Source organism: Hymenobacter qilianensis, assembly GCF_014489555.1.
GTDB classification, from domain to species: Bacteria; Bacteroidota; Bacteroidia; order Cytophagales; family Hymenobacteraceae; genus Hymenobacter; species Hymenobacter qilianensis.
Window position 1 is genome coordinate 299,471 of sequence record NZ_CP060784.1, and the last position, 17,207, is coordinate 316,677.

Consider the following 17,207-nt stretch of genomic DNA (forward strand, 5'->3'; position numbering starts at 1 on the left):
CGTGTGGCCGACATACAAATAAGTCAGAATGCCCGCCGCCAGCGCAACGACCAGCCGCACAAAAGCAAGTGGCGCCCAACTAAGCCGATTCTGCATGATAAGAAAAAAGGGCGGTGCTCCACCAAGAAAAATTAATAATCACGGGCACTAGTAACTGATAAAAATTCAAATCACCAACTGAAAATATGTATAGCGTCTGGGGGCTTTTTTGGAAAGCAAAAGTCCTTCCGACTTTACGTGGGAAGGACTTTTTACTGAAAGTGTGCAGGAGCAGCACAGCGGCTTACGCTGTCATTGTGCCGCGCCAAATCATCTTATAATGCTCAATATCACATTCCGTAAACTGCTCGCCCACTTTCTCAAACCCGTGGCGCTCATAAAAAGGAATGGCCCGCAGCTGAGCGTGCAAATACAGCGTGGCCTCGGGGTAAGCAGCGTGAGCATCTTCCAGCACCCGGTGCAGCAGCGCAGCGCCTACTTGCTGGTTGCGGTAGTCGGCGAGTACGGCGAAGCGCTCCAGCTTCACGCCTTTGTCGGTGGGGCGCCAGCGGGCAGCGCCGCAGGGCGTGCCGTCGGTAGCGCGGGCCAGGTAATGGGTGGCGTCGGTGCGGTCGTGCTCGTCGTATTCATCGTTCAGGGGCACGCCTTGCTCGTGCACAAACACGGTTTCGCGGATGGTAAAGGCGTCATCAAGGTCGCGCAGGTCGGTAATTCTTTCGGCGGTAATCATTAATCAGAAGTTTTGCAGATGCGGATAAGTCAAATTTCAGAGCTATTTGGCAAACAGCGTGATACCGGGCGTAGAGGCACAATATTTTGTGTCTCGTCATTGAACAGCTAATGCCTGCAACGACGAGACACAAAATATTGTGCCTCTACGCCCGGTATTGCAGGTTATTTTAAGTTGAACTACCAGGTCAGCTAAGGTACACGAAACAAAAAAGCTGCTTCCTGAGAGAAGCAGCTTTTTGATGCATTTCTAACTAATTACCGGCCAACAAAACTGGTCAGCAGCTATTAAAGCTACAACTGCTGCTCGTGGTTGACGGGCAGACTCGCATTGTTGGTTGAGGGGAAATCCGACTCAGGGCGCGAATCCGGATGCGGGCGGTACAGGTCGCGGAATGGGCGGGTGGCCTGCTCACGCTGCGTTTGCACGTCGTAGCGGTCGTAGGCGTACACGATTTCCTTGACCAAGCGGTGACGTACCACGTCCTCGGCCGTCATTTCCACAAACCCAATACCACGCACATCGCGCAGAATATCAAGTGCTTGCAGTAAGCCCGATTTCTGCTTGGTGGGCAAGTCGATCTGGCTGCGGTCACCGTTCACCATCACCTTCGCCGTGGGGCCCATACGGGTCAAGAACATCTTGAGCTGAGATGGCGTGGTGTTCTGGGCTTCATCAAGCAGCACGAACGCATTGTTCAACGTCCGGCCGCGCATGTAGGCCAAGGGAGCAATTTCGATGATTTTGTTTTCCTGGTAGAACTTCAGCTTTTCGGCCGGAATCATATCTTCCAGGGCATCATAGATCGGGCGCAGATACGGGTCGACCTTCTCCTTCATATCGCCGGGCAGGAAGCCCAGGCTTTCGCCGGCCTCCACCACGGGGCGCGAGATGATGATTTTCTTGACCTCTTTGTTCTTGAGCGCCCGCACGGCCAGCGCCACCGATACATAGGTTTTACCCGTACCGGCCGGCCCCAGCGCAAACGTCAAGTCGTGCTTCATGACCGTATCCACCAGCTTCTGCTGGTTGGGCGTCTTGGCCTTGATAACGCCACCTTTGGCCCCAAATACAATGACGTCGGCTATTGAGGCCGTGGCGATAATGCGCTCTTGCTGCTCATCATCGGCGGCGGCAATGTACTCGGTCACGTTGCGGTCGGTGATGGCGCCGTACTGGTGGTAGTGCTCAATGAGCGAGGATAGAATTTCGTTAATGCGGGCAATGACAGGCGTCTGGCCCTGGATTTTTATTTCGTTACCGCGGCTGATGATTTTGCTGCCGGGGAAAGCGGCCGCCAGCTGGCGTATGTTCTGGTTGTCGGGTCCGAGGAACTCGACGAGGGAGACATTTTCGAGGGTGATGATTTTCTCGACCAAATTATGAGTGCTTTAAGGCGAAGAAGATGATTAAAAAAACAAGCAATGGGGCGTTGGTAGGAGCAATTGCCTACTTTTGCCGCCCCCACCCCAGCTTATACCGGGGTCAAACAATAGTACGAAGAACTCAGGATTTCCGGCAATGGGGTTGATTACGTTTCTGTCCGATTTTGGCTACCGCGACCATTACGTGGCTGCCGTGAAGGCGCGCTTGCTACAATTAGCCCCCAGCAGCCCGTACTGGACATTTCTCATGCTATCGAACCCTTTAACATCGCGCACGCCTTACACGTTCTAAATGCGGTGTTTCGTGATTTCCCAACGGGCACAGTACACCTGCTGGGCGTCAATGATTACGGTGGAGCGCAGGGGCGATGGCATGCCGTAAAGTTTGAAGGCCATTATTTTGTGGCCGCCGATAACGGCTTGCTTACCCTGCTTACTGATGGTGGGCCGGCTGATGTAGTGCGCCTTCGCAATATGGAGACCCCCTCTCCCACCCGCGATATTCTGGCGCCTGCCGCCGTTCACTTAGCACAAGGCCATCCGCTTGAGCACTTGGGCCCCACCACCACAGAGCTATACCAGCTGCTCAACCGCCAGCTACGCATTCAGGATCATCGCATCACCGGCCACGTGGTGCACGTGGATCATTACGGCAACCTCATCACCAATATCACTCGCACCGCTGTGGAGGCAGTAGGCCACGGCCGTACGTGTGCCGTGCATTTCGGTCGCGAAACCGTGCGCGAAATTGCCCCCCACTTTCAAGCCACCGCGCCCGGCGAAGCGGTGTGCATTTTTAACAGCCAGGAAGTACTTTGCATTGGCATCAACCAAGGCAATGCGGCCGAATTGCTGGGGCTGTATTTTGATTCTCAGGTAGATGTGCGCTTCGCTCCCGAGCCAAGCTAGAGATCGACATCAGGAATAGCCGATCTTATTTAAAAACTGCATTTGCAGGCTCTAAACGCACATAATATTCTGTTTATATATTATGTTAAGTTGAATGCGCCAACCTGTCATGCCTTCAAATGCCTCCCCTGGGGGGCATTTCTTGTTTCATTTTAACTATTTCTCAATGCTTATCCGAATCGTGCGCATGACGTTTGCGGCAGAAAATACGCCTGCCTTTCTACAGCTTTTTCGCGCTACTGAACACCGCATTCGACAGATGCCGGGTTGCCAGCACCTGGAGCTTTGGCAGGATACTCATACGCCTCATATCTACTGCACGTATAGTCATTGGGAGTCAGAAGTGGCGCTCAATGCGTACCGCAAGTCGGCGTTATTCGGAGAAGTTTGGCCAGCCACCAAAGCCTTATTTGCAGCCCCGGCCCAAGCCTTTTCCGTACACCCGGTTGCCCCATAACCAGTTTGGCTAGGCTAATTCCTGCTTCCTTTTGTTTCTAGAATGCTTTCATTCATAGTCACCCTTGACTAGCGAGTTCATGTCATTCTCCAACTCAGCAATTCATGACCGATTACTTTGAATTCTACGATTTACCCGAGTCTTTTCTTCTGGATGAAGCTACGTTAAAACGGAAGTATTACGCCCTCAGCCGCGAGTATCACCCCGATTTTCATGCCACCGCACCGCAGGAGCATCAACAGGAAATTCTGCACCTGGCCACCCAAAACACCAACGCGTACCGCACCCTCTCCGACCCCGATCAACGTATGGCCTACATTCTGGGTCGCCATAATCTGCTGGAAGAAGGCAAACAGGAAATTCCTTCCGATTTTTTGATGGAGGTAATGGAGCTGAACGAACAGCTGATGGAGTTGGAGATGGAACCCGACCCAAATGTGGTGGCAAGCGTTGAGAATGAGGTAAATGCCATAGCCGATACCCTCGACGCAGGCATCGAACCAGTACTGGCTGGCTACCCCGGTTTGCCCCCCGATGTGCGTCCCCAAGCCCTGCAACAAGTGCGCACGTATTATTTGAAACGCCGATACTTGTTGCGTATTCGCGAAAGTCTGGCTAAGTTTGCCACCCGTTCCTGAGTCGTGGGAACGTAGTGAAGCCCAGATGGCGGAACCGGTAGACGCGTTGGTCTCAAACACCAATACCGCAAGGTGTGCCGGTTCGACTCCGGCTCTGGGTACAGAGTAGCAGAAACAAAAGCCTGAGAAATCGATAATCTGGAAGCAGATGCGGTTTTTCAGGCTTTTTGCATTCAGTGATTTAAAGCATTCACTCCGAATGACTCATTTAGAGATTGGCGGTTTTCAGATAGAGCTAGTGCGCAAAAACATTCGCACGCTACGCTTGACGGTATATGCCCCCGATGGCAAAGTGCGCGTGGCTGCCCCCATGCGTATGCCCGCCAGCACTATCGAAGACTTCATAATAGCGCGCCAAGTCTGGATTCTGAAGCACCAGGCAAAATTCGCGGCGCGGGAGCGACCTGTCGCGCATGCCTACGTCTCGGGCGAAACCCATTTCTATCAGGGGCAAGGCTACGAATTGCAGGTGCTGGCTACGACGGGGCGGGCCCGCGTGGCGCTGCGCGAGGAACTGGGGCAGTTGGAGCTGCACTTACCAGCAGAAAGCACGGCCGCCCAACGCCAGCAACACTTAGTCTGTTGGTATCGGGCGCAGCTGAAAGAGCAGGTGCCAGCGCTGCTGGCTAAGTGGGAGCCTGTAGTAGGGAAGCAGGCTACTACCTGGGGCGTGAAGCAAATGAAAACTCGCTGGGGTACCTGCAATATTCAGGCAAAGCGGATCTGGCTTAATCTGGAGTTGATAAAATGCCCCCCACGCTGCCTGGAATACGTGGTAGTGCACGAGTTGGTACACCTGCATGAACGCTATCACAACGCCCGCTTCTGGGGCTTCATGGACCAGTTTATGCCCGATTGGCGAACCCACAAGGCAGAGTTGAGCCAAATAACACTGGGCCCGGCTGCGGGGGCGGATGCAGATTAAAATATTGTTGTCAGTATAGCTTACATACAAAAATGGCCCGGAAGCAGGAAGCTCCCGGGCCATTTTCAGGTATTTGACTTATTTACTAAGCGCCTTCCGGGAAATCAGCTGAGTTGCCAGTTTCGGCTACTTCTTCCAACTCTTTCACCAAGCCAGTAAACTTGTCGCGGGCACCTTTTACGGCGGCTTTGCCGAGGGGCAGATGTAGCGGTGGATTCTCCTGACGCACGAGGTCATACATGATTTGGGCGGCGCGGTCGGGGTTGCCGGGCTGGCGGCCGCTGTAGCTCTGAATGCCTTTCAGGTTTTCACCTACCGTGGCGCGGTAGTCTTCAATCTGGGTATCAACGAAGCTGGCGGAACGGCCGGCCCAGTCGGTACGGAAGCCGCTGGGCTCAATGTTGGTTACTTTTACGCCCAACGGACCAACCTGCTGGGCCAGGCTTTCACCAATGGCTTCGAGCGCAAACTTCGAGGCATTATAGACACCCACGCCGGGGAAAGTTTTCAAGCCTCCAATACTGGTGATGTTGATGACGTGGCCGCTTTTGCGTTCGCGCAGGTGTGGCAGCACGGCCCGCAATACGTGCAGAGGACCGAATACATTCACGTCGAATTGGCGATGTACTTCGTCAGCCGTGATTTCTTCGATGCTGCCAAGAGAGCCATAACCGGCATTATTTACCACAACGTCGAGGTGGCCCAGTGCTTGAATGGCGTCGGTTACAGCCTGTTTTACCTCGGACTCCTTCGTAACGTCGCAGACGAAGCCGCGACCATTTTCACCGGCTTTTCTAGTAAACTCGTCGGCTTGCTCTTGCTGACGGAAGGTGGCGGCTACTTTGTCGCCTTTTTGTAAAAGCAATTCGGCCAGGGAAGCACCGAAGCCAGTGCTTACGCCCGTGATAAACCAGTTTTTAGTGTTGGTTGGCATTGTTCAGATAGACTAAGATTGGATAGGTAACGACCGTAAAAAGTAGGGCCGGCTTCTTTAACCCATAGGGGCAGCTTGAAGTTTTAAGAGTTGCCTTTAAGTGGTAGAAACGCGTATTCGCGTCTGCCCGTTATGTCGCCAGCTCTACCAGCACCGCCGTGGAGCCGCCGGCATCGTCGTCGGTGACGAGCAGCAACTCGTAGCGCTGGGGGGCAATTTCGCGGCGTACGGTTATGCTTTCCACTTTGCCGCGGTAGGGCTGGCCATTGGGCAAAATCAGTTGTGTGAAGCGCGTCTGTAAAGGCTGGTCCGAACGTTTTGCCAGGTCCAGCACGCCAACGAAACTACCCATCACTTCGCCATCGGCTACGGGGTCGCTGGTATCTTCTACGGAGGCTGTCACGAACAGCTTCTCCTTGTACGTGGTAGCACCAGAAAAGCCGGCCGGTTTCTCTGCGATGGCAGGCAATTGATAAAACTGCGTTTGAATAACAGGCAGCTGGCTTGAGCGGTGTTGAATGAACTCTAACGCCTCTTGCAGAGGCAGGCGAAATAACAAATTGCCCGCCCCCGAACCCACCGTACGCTGAAACAGCAGCAGCTCAGTAGTGGTGGCGGCCGCAGCCTCCAGATTTAGCACTACGCTCTTGGGCAAAACCTTGCGCAGGGCAGTGTATAAAGAACTCAGCGACAATGGGTATACCGTCGCTCCAGCACCCGCTTGCTTGGGAAGCGTTACCCAGAACCCCTTTTCCCGTTCCGCCGTGGCTCCCGATCCGCACACGAGCAGGGCCGCGTCGCCGCCGGTGGCGGGCACAGCCGTAAGGCACTCCAGGTCAGGCTTGAGGTTTTTGGGCAAGCGACCGGAGCTGAAATGCACCGTTTCGAAGAGAGTAATGCGGCCGTTGGGCTTCAGGGCCCGCGCATCGAAACAATAGAGGAAAGGCGAGTCGTCGCCGATTATGTAGGCTGTATCGCCCACTACTTCTATCCCTGAGGCGGAGGGTAAGTCGGGCAAATCAAACTGGCGCAGAATAGTTGCTTTCATGTGATAAGCTGCACAGGCTAACGTTGTTCTCGCGCTAGCATACGTACCCGCGCCGCTGGGGGGCATTTTTTGACACGAAACAGCCAACACCTCCCCTCTTCTACTTACGCGTATGCGTCTGTAGAATGAGCCAAAAGCCTCCTGGTTGAAAACGGCTTACTATTTCGTAATAGTGAACTCCACCCGCCGATTCAGGCGGCGGGTTTCTTCGCGCTCATTGCTGGCGCGGGGTTTCGAGCCGCCGTAGCCAACGGTGCTGATGCGGTCCTCGGCTACGCCACGGCTTACAAGGTAGCGCTTCACTTCCGCCACCCTATCCTCCGATAGCTTCTGGTTGAGAGCCGCATTACCTTGGTTGTCAGTATGGCCTTCCAGACGAATATTTACCGTGGGGTTATCGGTGAGAGTGCCAGCCAGTCGGTTCAGCTCCGCGTAGGATGCGCCAAGCAGATTGTATTTGCCTTGGGCAAAAATCAGCGTTGGCAACTCTAGTCGGGAGCCGACGCCTGCCGGTACCAGAAGAAGGTTGCGTGTGAGTGGCGCCGTAACAGTAAGCGTATCGGTGGCCGTGAGGAAGCCGCCACTTACGGCCGATAGCCGATAGCGGCCGGGCGGCAACGTGAACTGGTAGGTGCCGGTGCCGGCCTCTACGCGGGAGGTGGCATTGTACGAAAAATTGCCCCCCAGACTCGCAATTTTCACTTCGGCGGCTACTGACTGCTGGGTTTTAGCATTTATAACGCGACCCGATAAGAGCGCCCGCGGCGGGGCCACCGCAAACGTAGGCGCGGGCACTTTTTCCACTACCGAATCGGGCGGCACGACGCCCACTTCCGCCCGAAACAGGTCGGCGGGACCGTTGGCGGTGCGGGAGGCAGCGTAGTAGGCCTGCTTGCCATCGGGTGTGAGGCTGAAATAAGCATCAAAGCCCGGACCATTGAGGGTGGGACCCAGGTTGCGCGGCTCACTCCATTTAGTCCAGGAGTCGTCGAGGCGGGTGCTGGCGAAGATATCGGCGCTGCCGTAGCCACCGTGGCCGTAGGAGGAGAAGTACAGGGTTTTGCCGTCGGGCGAAAGCCAGGGGGCAAATTCAAAGCCCGGCGAGTTCACTACGTCGCCCAGGTTGCGCGGCTCCGACCACGAGCCTTTGCCCACGGGCTGACTGATATATATATCGTTGCCGCCGTAGCCCTCGGCGCGCTCCAGGGAAAGCAGCAGAACCTTCTCGTCGTTAGTTTGAAAAAAAGTGGTGGCCGTACCGGTGGAGTAATAGTTGATAATATCCAGCTGCTCGGTGCGGCTGCCATTTTTGCCCCCCACATTACGGGCAGCCCGCGAAATACCATCGTCGTGGAAGGTCCCGTCGCGCTCGTAGTAGCCGCGCACCAGCAGGTAGTAGCCATCCTTTACCACGGCCATCACGCCGTTGTGCTGGGGCGTATTCAGCCCATCGAAGCGCGTGGCTGGGTTCCAGGTGCGGCCCTGATCCACAGAGCGGCTCATCCAGATATCGCCCGATTCGGCGTTTCCTTCCATGTTGCCGGCAAACTTAGTGCGCACAAAAAACAAGGTCGCGTTGTCGGGAGCCAGCACGGGCTGCAACTCATTGCCGGAAGTGTTCAGCGTATTCAACGCTTGCGGCGGCCCAAAGCCGGGCAGGCTGGCATCCACGTTCAGACGAAGCTTAAATAAGCGCCACTGCTGCGTAGCCCGATTTGCAGGCTTCTGCGACACGATGGGCGTACCATTGGCCTTATCGGCCGAGGCTACGGAAATGCAGCGGTCGTTGCCCTTGCTGATGAGTTGCACGCTGCCTGCGGGGCCGCCCGGCACCAGGCGCCACTGCTGATAGAGGCTGCCCGTGTAGGGGCGCTGCACCAGGGGGGCATTTTCATCGGGTTTGTCTACTGTCAGGCACTTACCGCTTTGGCGCCCTTCAATTCGAAAATAGTCGCTGCCGGGCATCACGCGCACGAAGCGCCACTGCTGGCTGGGAGCGTGGGTAAACTCCCACTGCACCATGGCCGCCCCCGACTCAAGCGAGGAATTGGCTACGTCCAGCGACCGGCCGCTACTGCGGGCGGCAATGCCGTAGTAAGCCTTCTCGTCGGGAATGAAAGGCGTATTTTGGGCGAAAAGTGGGCCAGCCGTAGCGAAGGCTAATAAGAAGAGCAGAAAACGAAGCAGCGAAGGGAGCATGCACGCAAATGAATGGACTGAGCCGCAAGTTAGCGTAAATCTGAACTGGTTAGCCCCAAACAAGAACCGCCGCTCCTGCCAGAGGCAGGAGCGGCGGTTAATAATGATAAGTAGCTATAATAAATATCTATAAGGTTAAGCTCGCATAACCATAAAGCAGTAGTTAGCTAATAGCATTGTTAATGTACTTGAAGCGAACAAACCGGTCGTTCTCATAGATGGCCGCAAAGTGGCCGGTCGGAGCAGCGCTCTTTGCTTCTGACTTGCGCTCTGCAGAGCGGGTGCTAGGCATCGTCGGAACCGATGGATACGACCCAGGCATCATACCCGGCGCGTGGCAAATGAAGGAAAGGATCTTGGACGGCATAGTAAGTTTGCTTTATAGTGTGAAATTTGGTGTGTAAAAATTGTGGGGAAAGTGCTACCGGGGCGGAGGCAAAGCAGTTAATTTTTTGTGGTAGGCAACTATGAAGATTGATACATCTTTTTGAACGATGCTAAGGTAGATCATTTAATAGGCAAATGTAAATGCGTATAAGCCCGTAATTTTGTGTCTGGGGCAGTACGTAACCCTGTCTACGTACTAGCCCGGATGCCTCCTACGAATAGTGCATTTAAAGCTTAATTAAGGCCTTTATTGTCGCCGACTAAGTAGGTGGTCATTATGTAACCTAAAATAACGATTTGGCGTAGCGGCTGATTCCTGCACCAAAAAGCATAAAAAAAGCCCCTACAATCTGTAGAGGCTAGGCAGTTAAAAGAGGTTGCATTTACTGAATAAGTCTGTGGCGCAACGCATAGCGAATCAGGCCGATAATCGACTTTGAGTTGGTCTTGGTTAAGATGTTTTTGCGGTGCGTTTCCACTGTTCGCTCACTGATAAACAGCTTTTCGGCAATATGATGGTTGGAGTACTCTTTACTGATCAGCTCCAACACTTCCCGCTCACGTACAGTCAGTGGCACAGGATCATCGGCGGCCGGGGCTGGCCTCAATGCAGTGAGTTCCAGATTTTGCAGCAGCATAGAGCCTACTTCCGAGCTGAAGTACGTGCGGCCCGCAGCCACTTGCTCAATGGCTTGTACCAGTTCTTCCGGGCCCAGACTTTTTAGCATGTAGCCACAGCCACCGGCACTAAGCACGTCGGTTACGGAAGCGTGATCATAGAACATGCTGAGCGCCACAATACGCAGCTTGCTATTGATTTCACGCGCCGCCCGAATAAACTCCAGCCCCGACATCTGAGGCATACTCAGGTCAGTGAGTACTACCCGCACCTCCGGATGCTTAACCAGCAGTTGCAGCGCATCGGCGCCCCGGTTTGCTTCGGCCACCACCCGGATATTGGGTCTGGATTTCAGCAAGGTCTTGACACCCTCTATCACCATCTGGTGATCATCGAGCACCAAAACAGCAATAAAATCATCGGATACTAGCTCGTTCATATGGCGCAAATGGTCGGGCAGACAAACAATCTACGCAGTTGCCACACATAATAGATTGCAACCTGCCCGGATAAGTTGCCTACAACAGTAGATAGAAATATACGATAAATCTTCTAGTGTAATACTATTCCACGAGCCCCTATACCTCGCCTCAACGGCACATATCTGGCCTTACTTGGAATAGAAACTGGCAACGTCACTGGTTTTCTAAAGAGCCTAAACCTAGCGAAACTTTACCAAAGAAAAGCCTTTTTCCCCGTCCAAATGGCTTTTTTTATAAAACAAGCGCTACTGTCCTGTTTAACTTTTTCTGTTAAAAACCTCAACCTTTCGAATAAGCTGCTCGTTAACCAAACCCAGGAGTTTAATTATTCCGCTTGTCTTGTTTGACTTAAGTAGTTTATATGACTGATGCTCAGAGCAATATTATAACATCCGAATACTTTGATTTTATAAATACCAAAGAATTCCCATGTGTAGCTGCCAAAACCGCCCTTACCTGGAATCAGGTAAAATGCCTGGTGGTTGATCATATGGCTTGCCCTAAAGATGATGCGGCCATTCTGAAGTTCGTCTACGATTTTGTGGATGAGTACCGGCAGTCGACCAAGCTGTATCACAGTGTAGCAATAATCTTTAAAGGTCCGGAAGACCCGAATGAAGCCCAGTTTGAAGAGTTTCTGTGGCAGCGCCTACAGGCCCTATCCAACCTGGATGCGCAGCGCTACGGCTACGACAAGCGTGTAGTGTCCGATCCTAACTCTCCCGATTTTAGCTTTAGCCTGAAGGAGGAAGCATTTTTCATCATTGGTTTGCACCCCGGGAGCAGCCGGCTGGCACGACGGTTTAAGTACCCAACTTTGGTATTTAATGCCCACGCTCAGTTTGAGCAGATCCGGGCAAATAGTCGCTATGATGGCCTGCGCAACACCATCCGCACTCGCGATATGGCTTTTTCCGGCTCTATCAATCCGATGCTGGAAGATTACGGTCAAGCATCGGAAGTGTATCAATACAGTGGCAAGGTGTACGACCAAGCCTGGAAATGCCCTTTTTTAAGTCAACATGCAGCAGCTAACCATCATTCCGCCGCGTAGCGGCACTTCCTTCCTAGTAAAAAAGGGCCAGCATTTGCGAGTGGTCGATATTGAGGGCGAGCAGGTAGCCGATTTTGTGTGCTATAATTTGGCTGATAAGGCTGAATACCTGTCGTCGGGCCGCACGATTGACTACGCCGAAACCATCTTTCTGACCAAAGGCCACCCTTTCTACTCCAACCGCAGCAACATCATGTTCGACATGGTGGAGGATACGGTGGGCCGCCACGACTTTTTGCTCACGCCCTGTAGCGCCGATACGTTTCGCATCATCTACGGGCACCAGCAGCCGCATCGGGGCTGCTTCGGCAACCTGAGTGAGGCACTAGGCCAACATGGCATCAGCCCCGATGCTATTCCCATCTGCTTCAATATCTTCATGCACGTGACCGTGGATGGCAATACCGGCAAGGTGGATGTGCTGCCGCCCAAAAGCAAAGCAGGTGATTACGTGGTGCTTGAGGCGAAAATGGACTTGTTGGTAGGATTAACAGCCTGCTCGGCAGAAATGTCGAACAACTACGCGTTCAAGCCAATCGGCTATCAAATTGAAGACTGAATTGGTGGTTCTATCTAGCCAGCCTTACATATAAGACCGTCATGCAGGGCGGTAGCGCAGCATCTCGCGTGCTGATGTGAGGTTACTAATCTTACTAAACACGCGAGATGCTTCGTGCCTCAGCATGATCGCCTTGTTTAAAATAACCACACAAAAAAGCCCCCAGAATTCTTCTGGGGGCTTTTTTTGGCAGGTTAAATTAACTACTTCACTCCTACTGGCATTCCATACTTGCCCCGGAACTTCCGGTTCAGGTACACCTGCTTGTTTTCGGGACTGAAAGCGCGGCCCTCGATATAAGCGTGAGTGATGTTGTTGGTGCGCATGTCCAGCAGGTCGCCGCTGCTCACGACTAGGGTAGCGCTTTTGCCGTTTTCGAGGCTGCCGAAGTCTTTGTCGATGCCTAAGATACGGGCAGGGCTCAGCGTGACGGCTGTAATGGCCTGCTCTTGCGTGAGGCCGTGGCCAGCGGCCGTACCGGCAATAAAAGCTAAGTTGCGGGAGCCGGCCGTTTCCATACTTCCCTCATAATCAAGGCAGAAGCGAATACCGGCCTGCTGCAGCATCGCAGGCAACTTGTAAGGCAGATCGTAGTCGTCGCCGGGGCGGCGGGGCAGGGCGTGCGTGCGCGACAGAATTACGGCAATGTCGTGCTGCTTCAGGAAGTCCAGCATCATCCAGGCATCGCGGGCACCGATAACGGCAACTTTCTGCACGCCCAGGCGCTTGGCAAAGCTTACCGCTTCAATGATTTCCTTGCCGTAGTCAGCGTGGATAAACAAGGTCTTGGAGCCATCGAAAATGCCCCCCAAGGCAGACAGACGCAGGTTTTCGCGCCGGCTAGGGGGCAAATTCTTGTAAGCCGCCGCTTCCGTGAACATGGCTTCCAGCTCGCGCAGCTGCGTCTGCCGGTCCTTGATGCGCTTTTCCACCGCTTTCTCGTCTTCGGCCGGGTTCAGCTTCAAAATCATCTGCGGCCAGTTCAGGTGCATGCCATCATCGGTGCGCACGGCGGCATCCTGCCAGTTCCAGGCATCCAGTTGCACAATGCTGCTTTGGCCCGAAAGCATACCGCCGCGAGGCGTCACCTGGGCCAGCAGCACCCCATTGGTGCGCACCGTCGGGATGATGTCGGAGTCGGTATTGTAGGCGATGATCGAGCGCACATTGGGGTTCATCGTGCCCACTTCCTGCTCGTCCACCGTTGCCCGAATAGACTCGGTTTCGGTGAGCCCTAGTGTAGTGTTTGGCAAAATCAGACCCGGATAAATTTCCTGGCCTTTCACGTCAACTACCTCGTAGCCTTCGCGTTGGGTGAAGCCATTTTGGGCCCCAGCATACGTGATGCGGCCTTTATCGAAGGCCACGGCGGCATTGGGCACCACGGTGCCGTTGCCCACGTGCAAATTGCCCCCACCAGCAAAATGGGCCGACCTTGGGCCGGTGCGGGCATCGGAACCTGAGCCGCCGCTGATACGGCCGTGAGCAGGCTTAAAGAAAGAAGTATATGCTTCATGGTTGAGTATTCTATGGATGAGTAAGGCAGTTTGCCACCACAGAGGCGGAGAAAACCGACTTTACTTACTATTTATCAAGTTCTTTCTCCTCCCCTACCGAATCGCAGTGGAAATGGCCGGTTGCCTTGGTTACGGGCGTTTGGGTGGGCGCGCCACCCTTCTTGGCAGCCAGCATTTTCTGCACGATGCGCAGGCGCTCTTTCTCCATTTCCTGACGCATCACTTTGTCTGATTCGATGTCGAAGAGTTGACGGCCATCAACGAAAGTGCGCTCGGCGTGGGCATAAATGCTCAAAGGGTGAGCGCTCCACAGCACCACATCGGCGTCCTTGCCTTCCTTTATGCTGCCCATCTTGTTGTCGACGTGGAGCATTTTGGCCGGGTTAATCGTGACCAGCTTCATGGCTTCCTCTTCCGACAAACCGCCGTATTTCATCGTTTTGGCGGCTTCCTGGTTGAGGCGGCGGCTCATTTCGGCATCGTCGGAGTTGATGGCGACGGTCAGGCCGGCGTCGTGCATGATGGCGGCGTTGTAGGGAATGGCGTCGCGCACCTCGTTTTTGTAGCCCCACCAGTCGGCAAAGGTGCTGGCGGCTGCGCCGTGTGCCTTCATTTTGTCAGCCACTTTGTAGCCTTCCAGAATGTGAGTGAAGGTGTTCACCTTGAAGCCCAGGCGGTCGGCCACGTTGATAAGCATGTTGATTTCACTCTGCACGTAGCTGTGGCAGGTGATGAAGCGCTTGTTGTTGAGAATTTCCACCAGCGCATCCAGCTCCAGGTCGCGGCGCGGGGCTTCGGCTTTTTTCTGCTTGCCTTTGCTGAGCTTATTGTAAGCCGCCCACTCCTTTTCGTATTCCTTAGCCCGCGTGAAAGCATCAACAAATACCTGCTCTACGCCCATGCGCGACTGCGGGAAGCGCAGCACGTTGGCCTCACCCGCGTTCGACTGCTTCACGTTCTCACCCAACGCAAACTTGATAAACCCATCAGCGCCGGCCACTTTCAAATCCTCGGGAGTACCGCCCCAGCGAATCTTAATTAGCTGCGACTGGCCCCCGATGGGGTTGGCCGAGCCGTGCAGCAGTTGAGCCGCAGTCACGCCGCCCGCCAGGTCGCGGTACAGATCTATATCCTCCGGGTCGAGCACATCGCCAATGCGTACTTCCGAGGTAACGGCCTGTGTACCTTCATTTACGCCACCGATAACGGCAATGTGCGAGTGCTCATCGATAATGCCCGGCGTGAGGTGCTTGCCCGTCCCATCAATTAGGCGGGCATCTTTGGCTGATAGGTTCTTGCCTACTTTGGAAATTTTGCCCCCCACCAGCAATACGTCGGTGCCTTCCAGCTTGCCAGCTGCTTCGCTGGTCCACACGGTGGCATTTTTAATTAATACTGTTTCCTGCTGGGGCATGGCCGCGCGCCCGTAGGCTGCAAACGGATACAGCATAGAACCCAGCTGAATAGGCTCAGGTGCTTTGGCCGAGTCGCGCTTGGCGGCCTGGCTGGCTACCTCCTGCCGCTTCGCCGACCACTTCACCAAGGTAGCATCGGGCAGCTGGCCATCGCCCTGAAACTGGCGGGTTTCGGGGGTGAAGTAGCCGCTCAGGCGCACCGAAGCGGCTTTATCTTTAGGCGTCGGATTGTACACGATGGTTGCCAGCTCGCCCTGTACCGAAATTGCCCCCCGGACGGTGTCTTTCGGCGCCATGGCTATTTTCAGCTCCGGAGCCTCCGGCTTACCTGCCACCCGCATTTGCACGGCCGGGCGGTTGCCTACCTGCAACGTGTACACGCCACGGTAGTCGGCGGGCAGGTTGCTAAGCTGGTAGCGCTCTCCCTGCACCCAGTTGTCGAGCAGCACGTTATCCTCGGCAAACAGCCGATTCGAGCAAACCAGGAAATTGGCGGTCAGGCCGGGCTTCAGGCTGCCTACTTTGTCCTGGGCCTTAATCAGTTCGGCAGGCGTAGCCGTGAGGGCGCGCAGGGCCTGCTCCTCGCTCAAACCGTACTGAATGGCCTTGCGCAGATTAGGCAGAAACTTCTTTTTGTCCTTCAGATCGGTGGCTGAAAGTGTAAAAGGTACGCCAGCCTTCGCCAGTAAAGCCGCGTTGGCGGGGGCCATTTCCCAATGCTTCAAATCTTCCAGCGGAATGCGTGAGGCGTCGTACACGTCGTCCACATTGTACGCATCCGGGAAGTTGAGATTAAGAATAAACGGCGCGCCGGTAGCCTTAATGTCGGCGATGCGCTGGTACTCGTCGCCGCGGCCTTTGATGATGAATTGGGTTCTGAACTCGTCGCCAAGCTTGTCGGCCCGCAGCGCGTTCAGCTTGTCGCTCACCTCAAAAAGCTGGGGCAGGCGGCGCTGTTCCTGAAACGCACGCAACGACAGATTCTGTTCTTTGGTGGGGTTGCGCTGGTTCCATTCGGCGTCCAGGTAGGTTTGGCGCAGCAGCGCGATGCTGCCCATCAGGGAGCCGGGGTAGTTCTGGGTGCTGGTGCCTTTGTTAAAGGAAAAGCCCGCGGCGGCCCGATCCGTCAGAATAACTTCGTTTTCGCGGCGGCCGGTGGTGGCCAGCGTTACGAGAGCGGCCGTTCCACGCGCAATGCCATCGGGCTGCTGCGTGAGCACGGCTCCGAAGCCCAGCTTACGGTACGCATCGGCTTGTTCTTCATTGATTCTGAAGTCGCTGGCGGCGTCGGTTTCGGGATGCACGGCTTGGTTCCAGTCGTAGGCACCGCCTTTTTTGCTCTCAAACTGCGGCGGAGGCCGACGACCGGTTCGCTCGGCGGGCTTTACTTCGGGCAGACCATAGCCAGATGCCAGATCCACGAAGCCCGGATAGATGTATTTGCCTTTCAGATCCTGCACCACGGCGCCGGCCGGAATCTTCACGTTGGTGCCCACCGCCTCTACCTTGCCATCCCGAATCAGAAGCGTGGCGTCGGTGAGCTTGGTTTTGTAGTCAGTGAAAATGGTGGCGTGGGTGAAGGCGTACAGGCCCGGTCGCTGGTCGTACACGCCGTTGCGCGGGAAGGTGCTGGTTTGGGCGTAGGCGCCGAGGCTACTCAGCAGCAGCCCACTCACCAGCCCCAATCGGGGAATAGAAGTATGCATTAAGGGTTTGGGTTGATGGAAGAACGAAAAAGCAGGCAGACCAGCTGCGCAGCTGGCATCGAATCAAATGTAGAAAATAAGCCCCGTTACCGAACTGTATTTCAAAGTACTAATGCACAGATGATGAGCCCGCGGCCGGCCGGCTTTTACCTTTCTCTGCGGCCTTCATCGGGGAGCGGCCAATGCCGGCCCGCTTGCCCGATATTCATCCTTGCCTGCTGCGAAACAATGTGCTGACTACCT

At 54.8% G+C, this 17,207-nt stretch carries 16 protein-coding genes and 1 tRNA gene; 8 read left to right on the plus strand and 9 right to left on the minus strand.

The window, feature by feature from the left end; translation table 11 throughout:
- Positions 1-3 precede the first annotated feature (3 nt).
- Positions 4-135: a hypothetical protein gene (locus H9L05_RS24620; protein ID WP_262892602.1), complete on the plus strand. Its 132-nt coding sequence runs from the start codon at positions 4-6 to the stop codon at positions 133-135.
- A gap of 148 nt (positions 136-283) precedes the next feature.
- Here the strand turns inward: H9L05_RS24620 and H9L05_RS01330 are convergent, their stop codons facing one another.
- Together H9L05_RS01330 and H9L05_RS01335 are read right to left on the minus strand one after the other, a co-directional pair.
- A complete protein-coding gene (locus tag H9L05_RS01330; protein WP_187732715.1) occupies positions 284-730 on the minus strand; it encodes a GNAT family N-acetyltransferase in 447 nt (148 codons plus the stop codon).
- 293 nt (positions 731-1,023) lie between these two features.
- On the minus strand, positions 1,024-2,109 hold the full coding sequence (locus tag H9L05_RS01335) for a PhoH family protein (RefSeq protein WP_187732716.1): 1,086 nt from the start codon (positions 2,107-2,109) through the stop codon (positions 1,024-1,026).
- Between the two features lie 132 nt (positions 2,110-2,241).
- Between H9L05_RS01335 and H9L05_RS01340 the strand changes: the two genes are divergently transcribed.
- From H9L05_RS01340 to H9L05_RS01360, 5 genes are all read left to right on the plus strand, one after another.
- The gene (locus tag H9L05_RS01340) at positions 2,242-3,024 is read left to right on the plus strand and encodes an SAM hydrolase/SAM-dependent halogenase family protein (RefSeq protein WP_262892672.1); all 783 of its coding nucleotides are present in this window, start codon (positions 2,242-2,244) and stop codon (positions 3,022-3,024) included.
- 166 nt (positions 3,025-3,190) lie between these two features.
- Positions 3,191-3,481, plus strand: coding sequence for a putative quinol monooxygenase (locus tag H9L05_RS01345; RefSeq protein ID WP_187732717.1), 291 nt, complete (start codon positions 3,191-3,193; stop codon positions 3,479-3,481).
- 104 nt (positions 3,482-3,585) lie between these two features.
- Complete coding sequence (gene hscB / locus H9L05_RS01350) at positions 3,586-4,119, plus strand: Fe-S protein assembly co-chaperone HscB (RefSeq protein ID WP_187732718.1); 534 nt, start codon at positions 3,586-3,588, stop codon at positions 4,117-4,119.
- A 19-nt stretch (positions 4,120-4,138) separates the two neighbouring features.
- Positions 4,139-4,220 (plus strand) — tRNA-Leu (locus H9L05_RS01355).
- A gap of 98 nt (positions 4,221-4,318) precedes the next feature.
- A complete protein-coding gene (locus tag H9L05_RS01360; protein ID WP_187732719.1) occupies positions 4,319-5,044 on the plus strand; it encodes a M48 family metallopeptidase in 726 nt (241 codons plus the stop codon).
- 85 nt (positions 5,045-5,129) lie between these two features.
- On the opposite strand, the gene H9L05_RS01365 is transcribed toward H9L05_RS01360, so the two are convergent.
- The 5 genes from H9L05_RS01365 to H9L05_RS01385 form a co-directional block, all read right to left on the minus strand.
- Positions 5,130-5,978 carry an oxidoreductase gene (locus H9L05_RS01365; protein WP_187732720.1) on the minus strand — a complete coding sequence of 283 codons (849 nt, stop codon included), beginning with the start codon at positions 5,976-5,978 and terminating at the stop codon, positions 5,130-5,132.
- A gap of 130 nt (positions 5,979-6,108) precedes the next feature.
- On the minus strand, positions 6,109-7,026 hold the full coding sequence (locus tag H9L05_RS01370) for a DUF6929 family protein (RefSeq protein ID WP_187732721.1): 918 nt from the start codon (positions 7,024-7,026) through the stop codon (positions 6,109-6,111).
- A gap of 159 nt (positions 7,027-7,185) precedes the next feature.
- Positions 7,186-9,225, minus strand: coding sequence for an RICIN domain-containing protein (locus H9L05_RS01375; RefSeq protein WP_187732722.1), 2,040 nt, complete (start codon positions 9,223-9,225; stop codon positions 7,186-7,188).
- Between the two features lie 163 nt (positions 9,226-9,388).
- On the minus strand, positions 9,389-9,592 hold the full coding sequence (locus H9L05_RS01380) for a hypothetical protein (protein WP_187732723.1): 204 nt from the start codon (positions 9,590-9,592) through the stop codon (positions 9,389-9,391).
- A gap of 403 nt (positions 9,593-9,995) precedes the next feature.
- Positions 9,996-10,670: a response regulator gene (locus tag H9L05_RS01385; protein WP_187732724.1), complete on the minus strand. Its 675-nt coding sequence runs from the start codon at positions 10,668-10,670 to the stop codon at positions 9,996-9,998.
- Between the two features lie 404 nt (positions 10,671-11,074).
- On the opposite strand from H9L05_RS01385, the gene gntA reads away from it, so the two are divergent.
- Both gntA and H9L05_RS01395 read left to right on the plus strand, forming a co-directional pair.
- The gene (gene gntA, locus H9L05_RS01390; protein ID WP_187732725.1) at positions 11,075-11,767 is read left to right on the plus strand and encodes a guanitoxin biosynthesis heme-dependent pre-guanitoxin N-hydroxylase GntA; all 693 of its coding nucleotides are present in this window, start codon (positions 11,075-11,077) and stop codon (positions 11,765-11,767) included.
- Positions 11,736-12,326 (plus strand): DUF1989 domain-containing protein, encoded by a 591-nt coding sequence (locus tag H9L05_RS01395; RefSeq protein WP_187732726.1) that lies wholly within the window; start codon positions 11,736-11,738, stop codon positions 12,324-12,326. The genes gntA and H9L05_RS01395 overlap by 32 nt, the downstream gene beginning before the upstream one ends.
- Before the next feature lie 203 nt (positions 12,327-12,529).
- Here H9L05_RS01395 and H9L05_RS01400 read toward each other — a convergent pair whose 3' ends face one another.
- Both H9L05_RS01400 and H9L05_RS01405 read right to left on the minus strand, forming a co-directional pair.
- Positions 12,530-13,726 (minus strand): amidohydrolase family protein, encoded by a 1,197-nt coding sequence (locus H9L05_RS01400; protein ID WP_223284883.1) that lies wholly within the window; start codon positions 13,724-13,726, stop codon positions 12,530-12,532.
- Between the two features lie 184 nt (positions 13,727-13,910).
- Positions 13,911-16,964, minus strand: coding sequence for an amidohydrolase family protein (locus H9L05_RS01405; protein ID WP_187732727.1), 3,054 nt, complete (start codon positions 16,962-16,964; stop codon positions 13,911-13,913).
- Positions 16,965-17,207 lie beyond the last annotated feature (243 nt).

Excerpts from the sequence above, each read along its gene's own strand:
- H9L05_RS01330 (WP_187732715.1), bottom strand. The coding sequence starts at position 730 with ATGATTACCGCCGAAAGAATTACCGACCTGCGCGACCTTGATGACGCC.
- H9L05_RS01345 (WP_187732717.1), top strand. The coding sequence starts at position 3,191 with ATGCTTATCCGAATCGTGCGCATGACGTTTGCGGCAGAAAATACGCCT.
- hscB (WP_187732718.1), top strand. The coding sequence starts at position 3,586 with ATGACCGATTACTTTGAATTCTACGATTTACCCGAGTCTTTTCTTCTG.
- H9L05_RS01360 (WP_187732719.1), top strand. The coding sequence starts at position 4,319 with ATGACTCATTTAGAGATTGGCGGTTTTCAGATAGAGCTAGTGCGCAAA.
- H9L05_RS01365 (WP_187732720.1), bottom strand. The coding sequence starts at position 5,978 with ATGCCAACCAACACTAAAAACTGGTTTATCACGGGCGTAAGCACTGGC.
- H9L05_RS01370 (WP_187732721.1), bottom strand. The coding sequence starts at position 7,026 with ATGAAAGCAACTATTCTGCGCCAGTTTGATTTGCCCGACTTACCCTCC.
- H9L05_RS01375 (WP_187732722.1), bottom strand. The coding sequence starts at position 9,225 with ATGCTCCCTTCGCTGCTTCGTTTTCTGCTCTTCTTATTAGCCTTCGCT.
- H9L05_RS01380 (WP_187732723.1), bottom strand. The coding sequence starts at position 9,592 with ATGCCGTCCAAGATCCTTTCCTTCATTTGCCACGCGCCGGGTATGATG.
- H9L05_RS01385 (WP_187732724.1), bottom strand. The coding sequence starts at position 10,670 with ATGAACGAGCTAGTATCCGATGATTTTATTGCTGTTTTGGTGCTCGAT.
- gntA (WP_187732725.1), top strand. The coding sequence starts at position 11,075 with ATGACTGATGCTCAGAGCAATATTATAACATCCGAATACTTTGATTTT.
- H9L05_RS01395 (WP_187732726.1), top strand. The coding sequence starts at position 11,736 with ATGCAGCAGCTAACCATCATTCCGCCGCGTAGCGGCACTTCCTTCCTA.
- H9L05_RS01405 (WP_187732727.1), bottom strand. The coding sequence starts at position 16,964 with ATGCATACTTCTATTCCCCGATTGGGGCTGGTGAGTGGGCTGCTGCTG.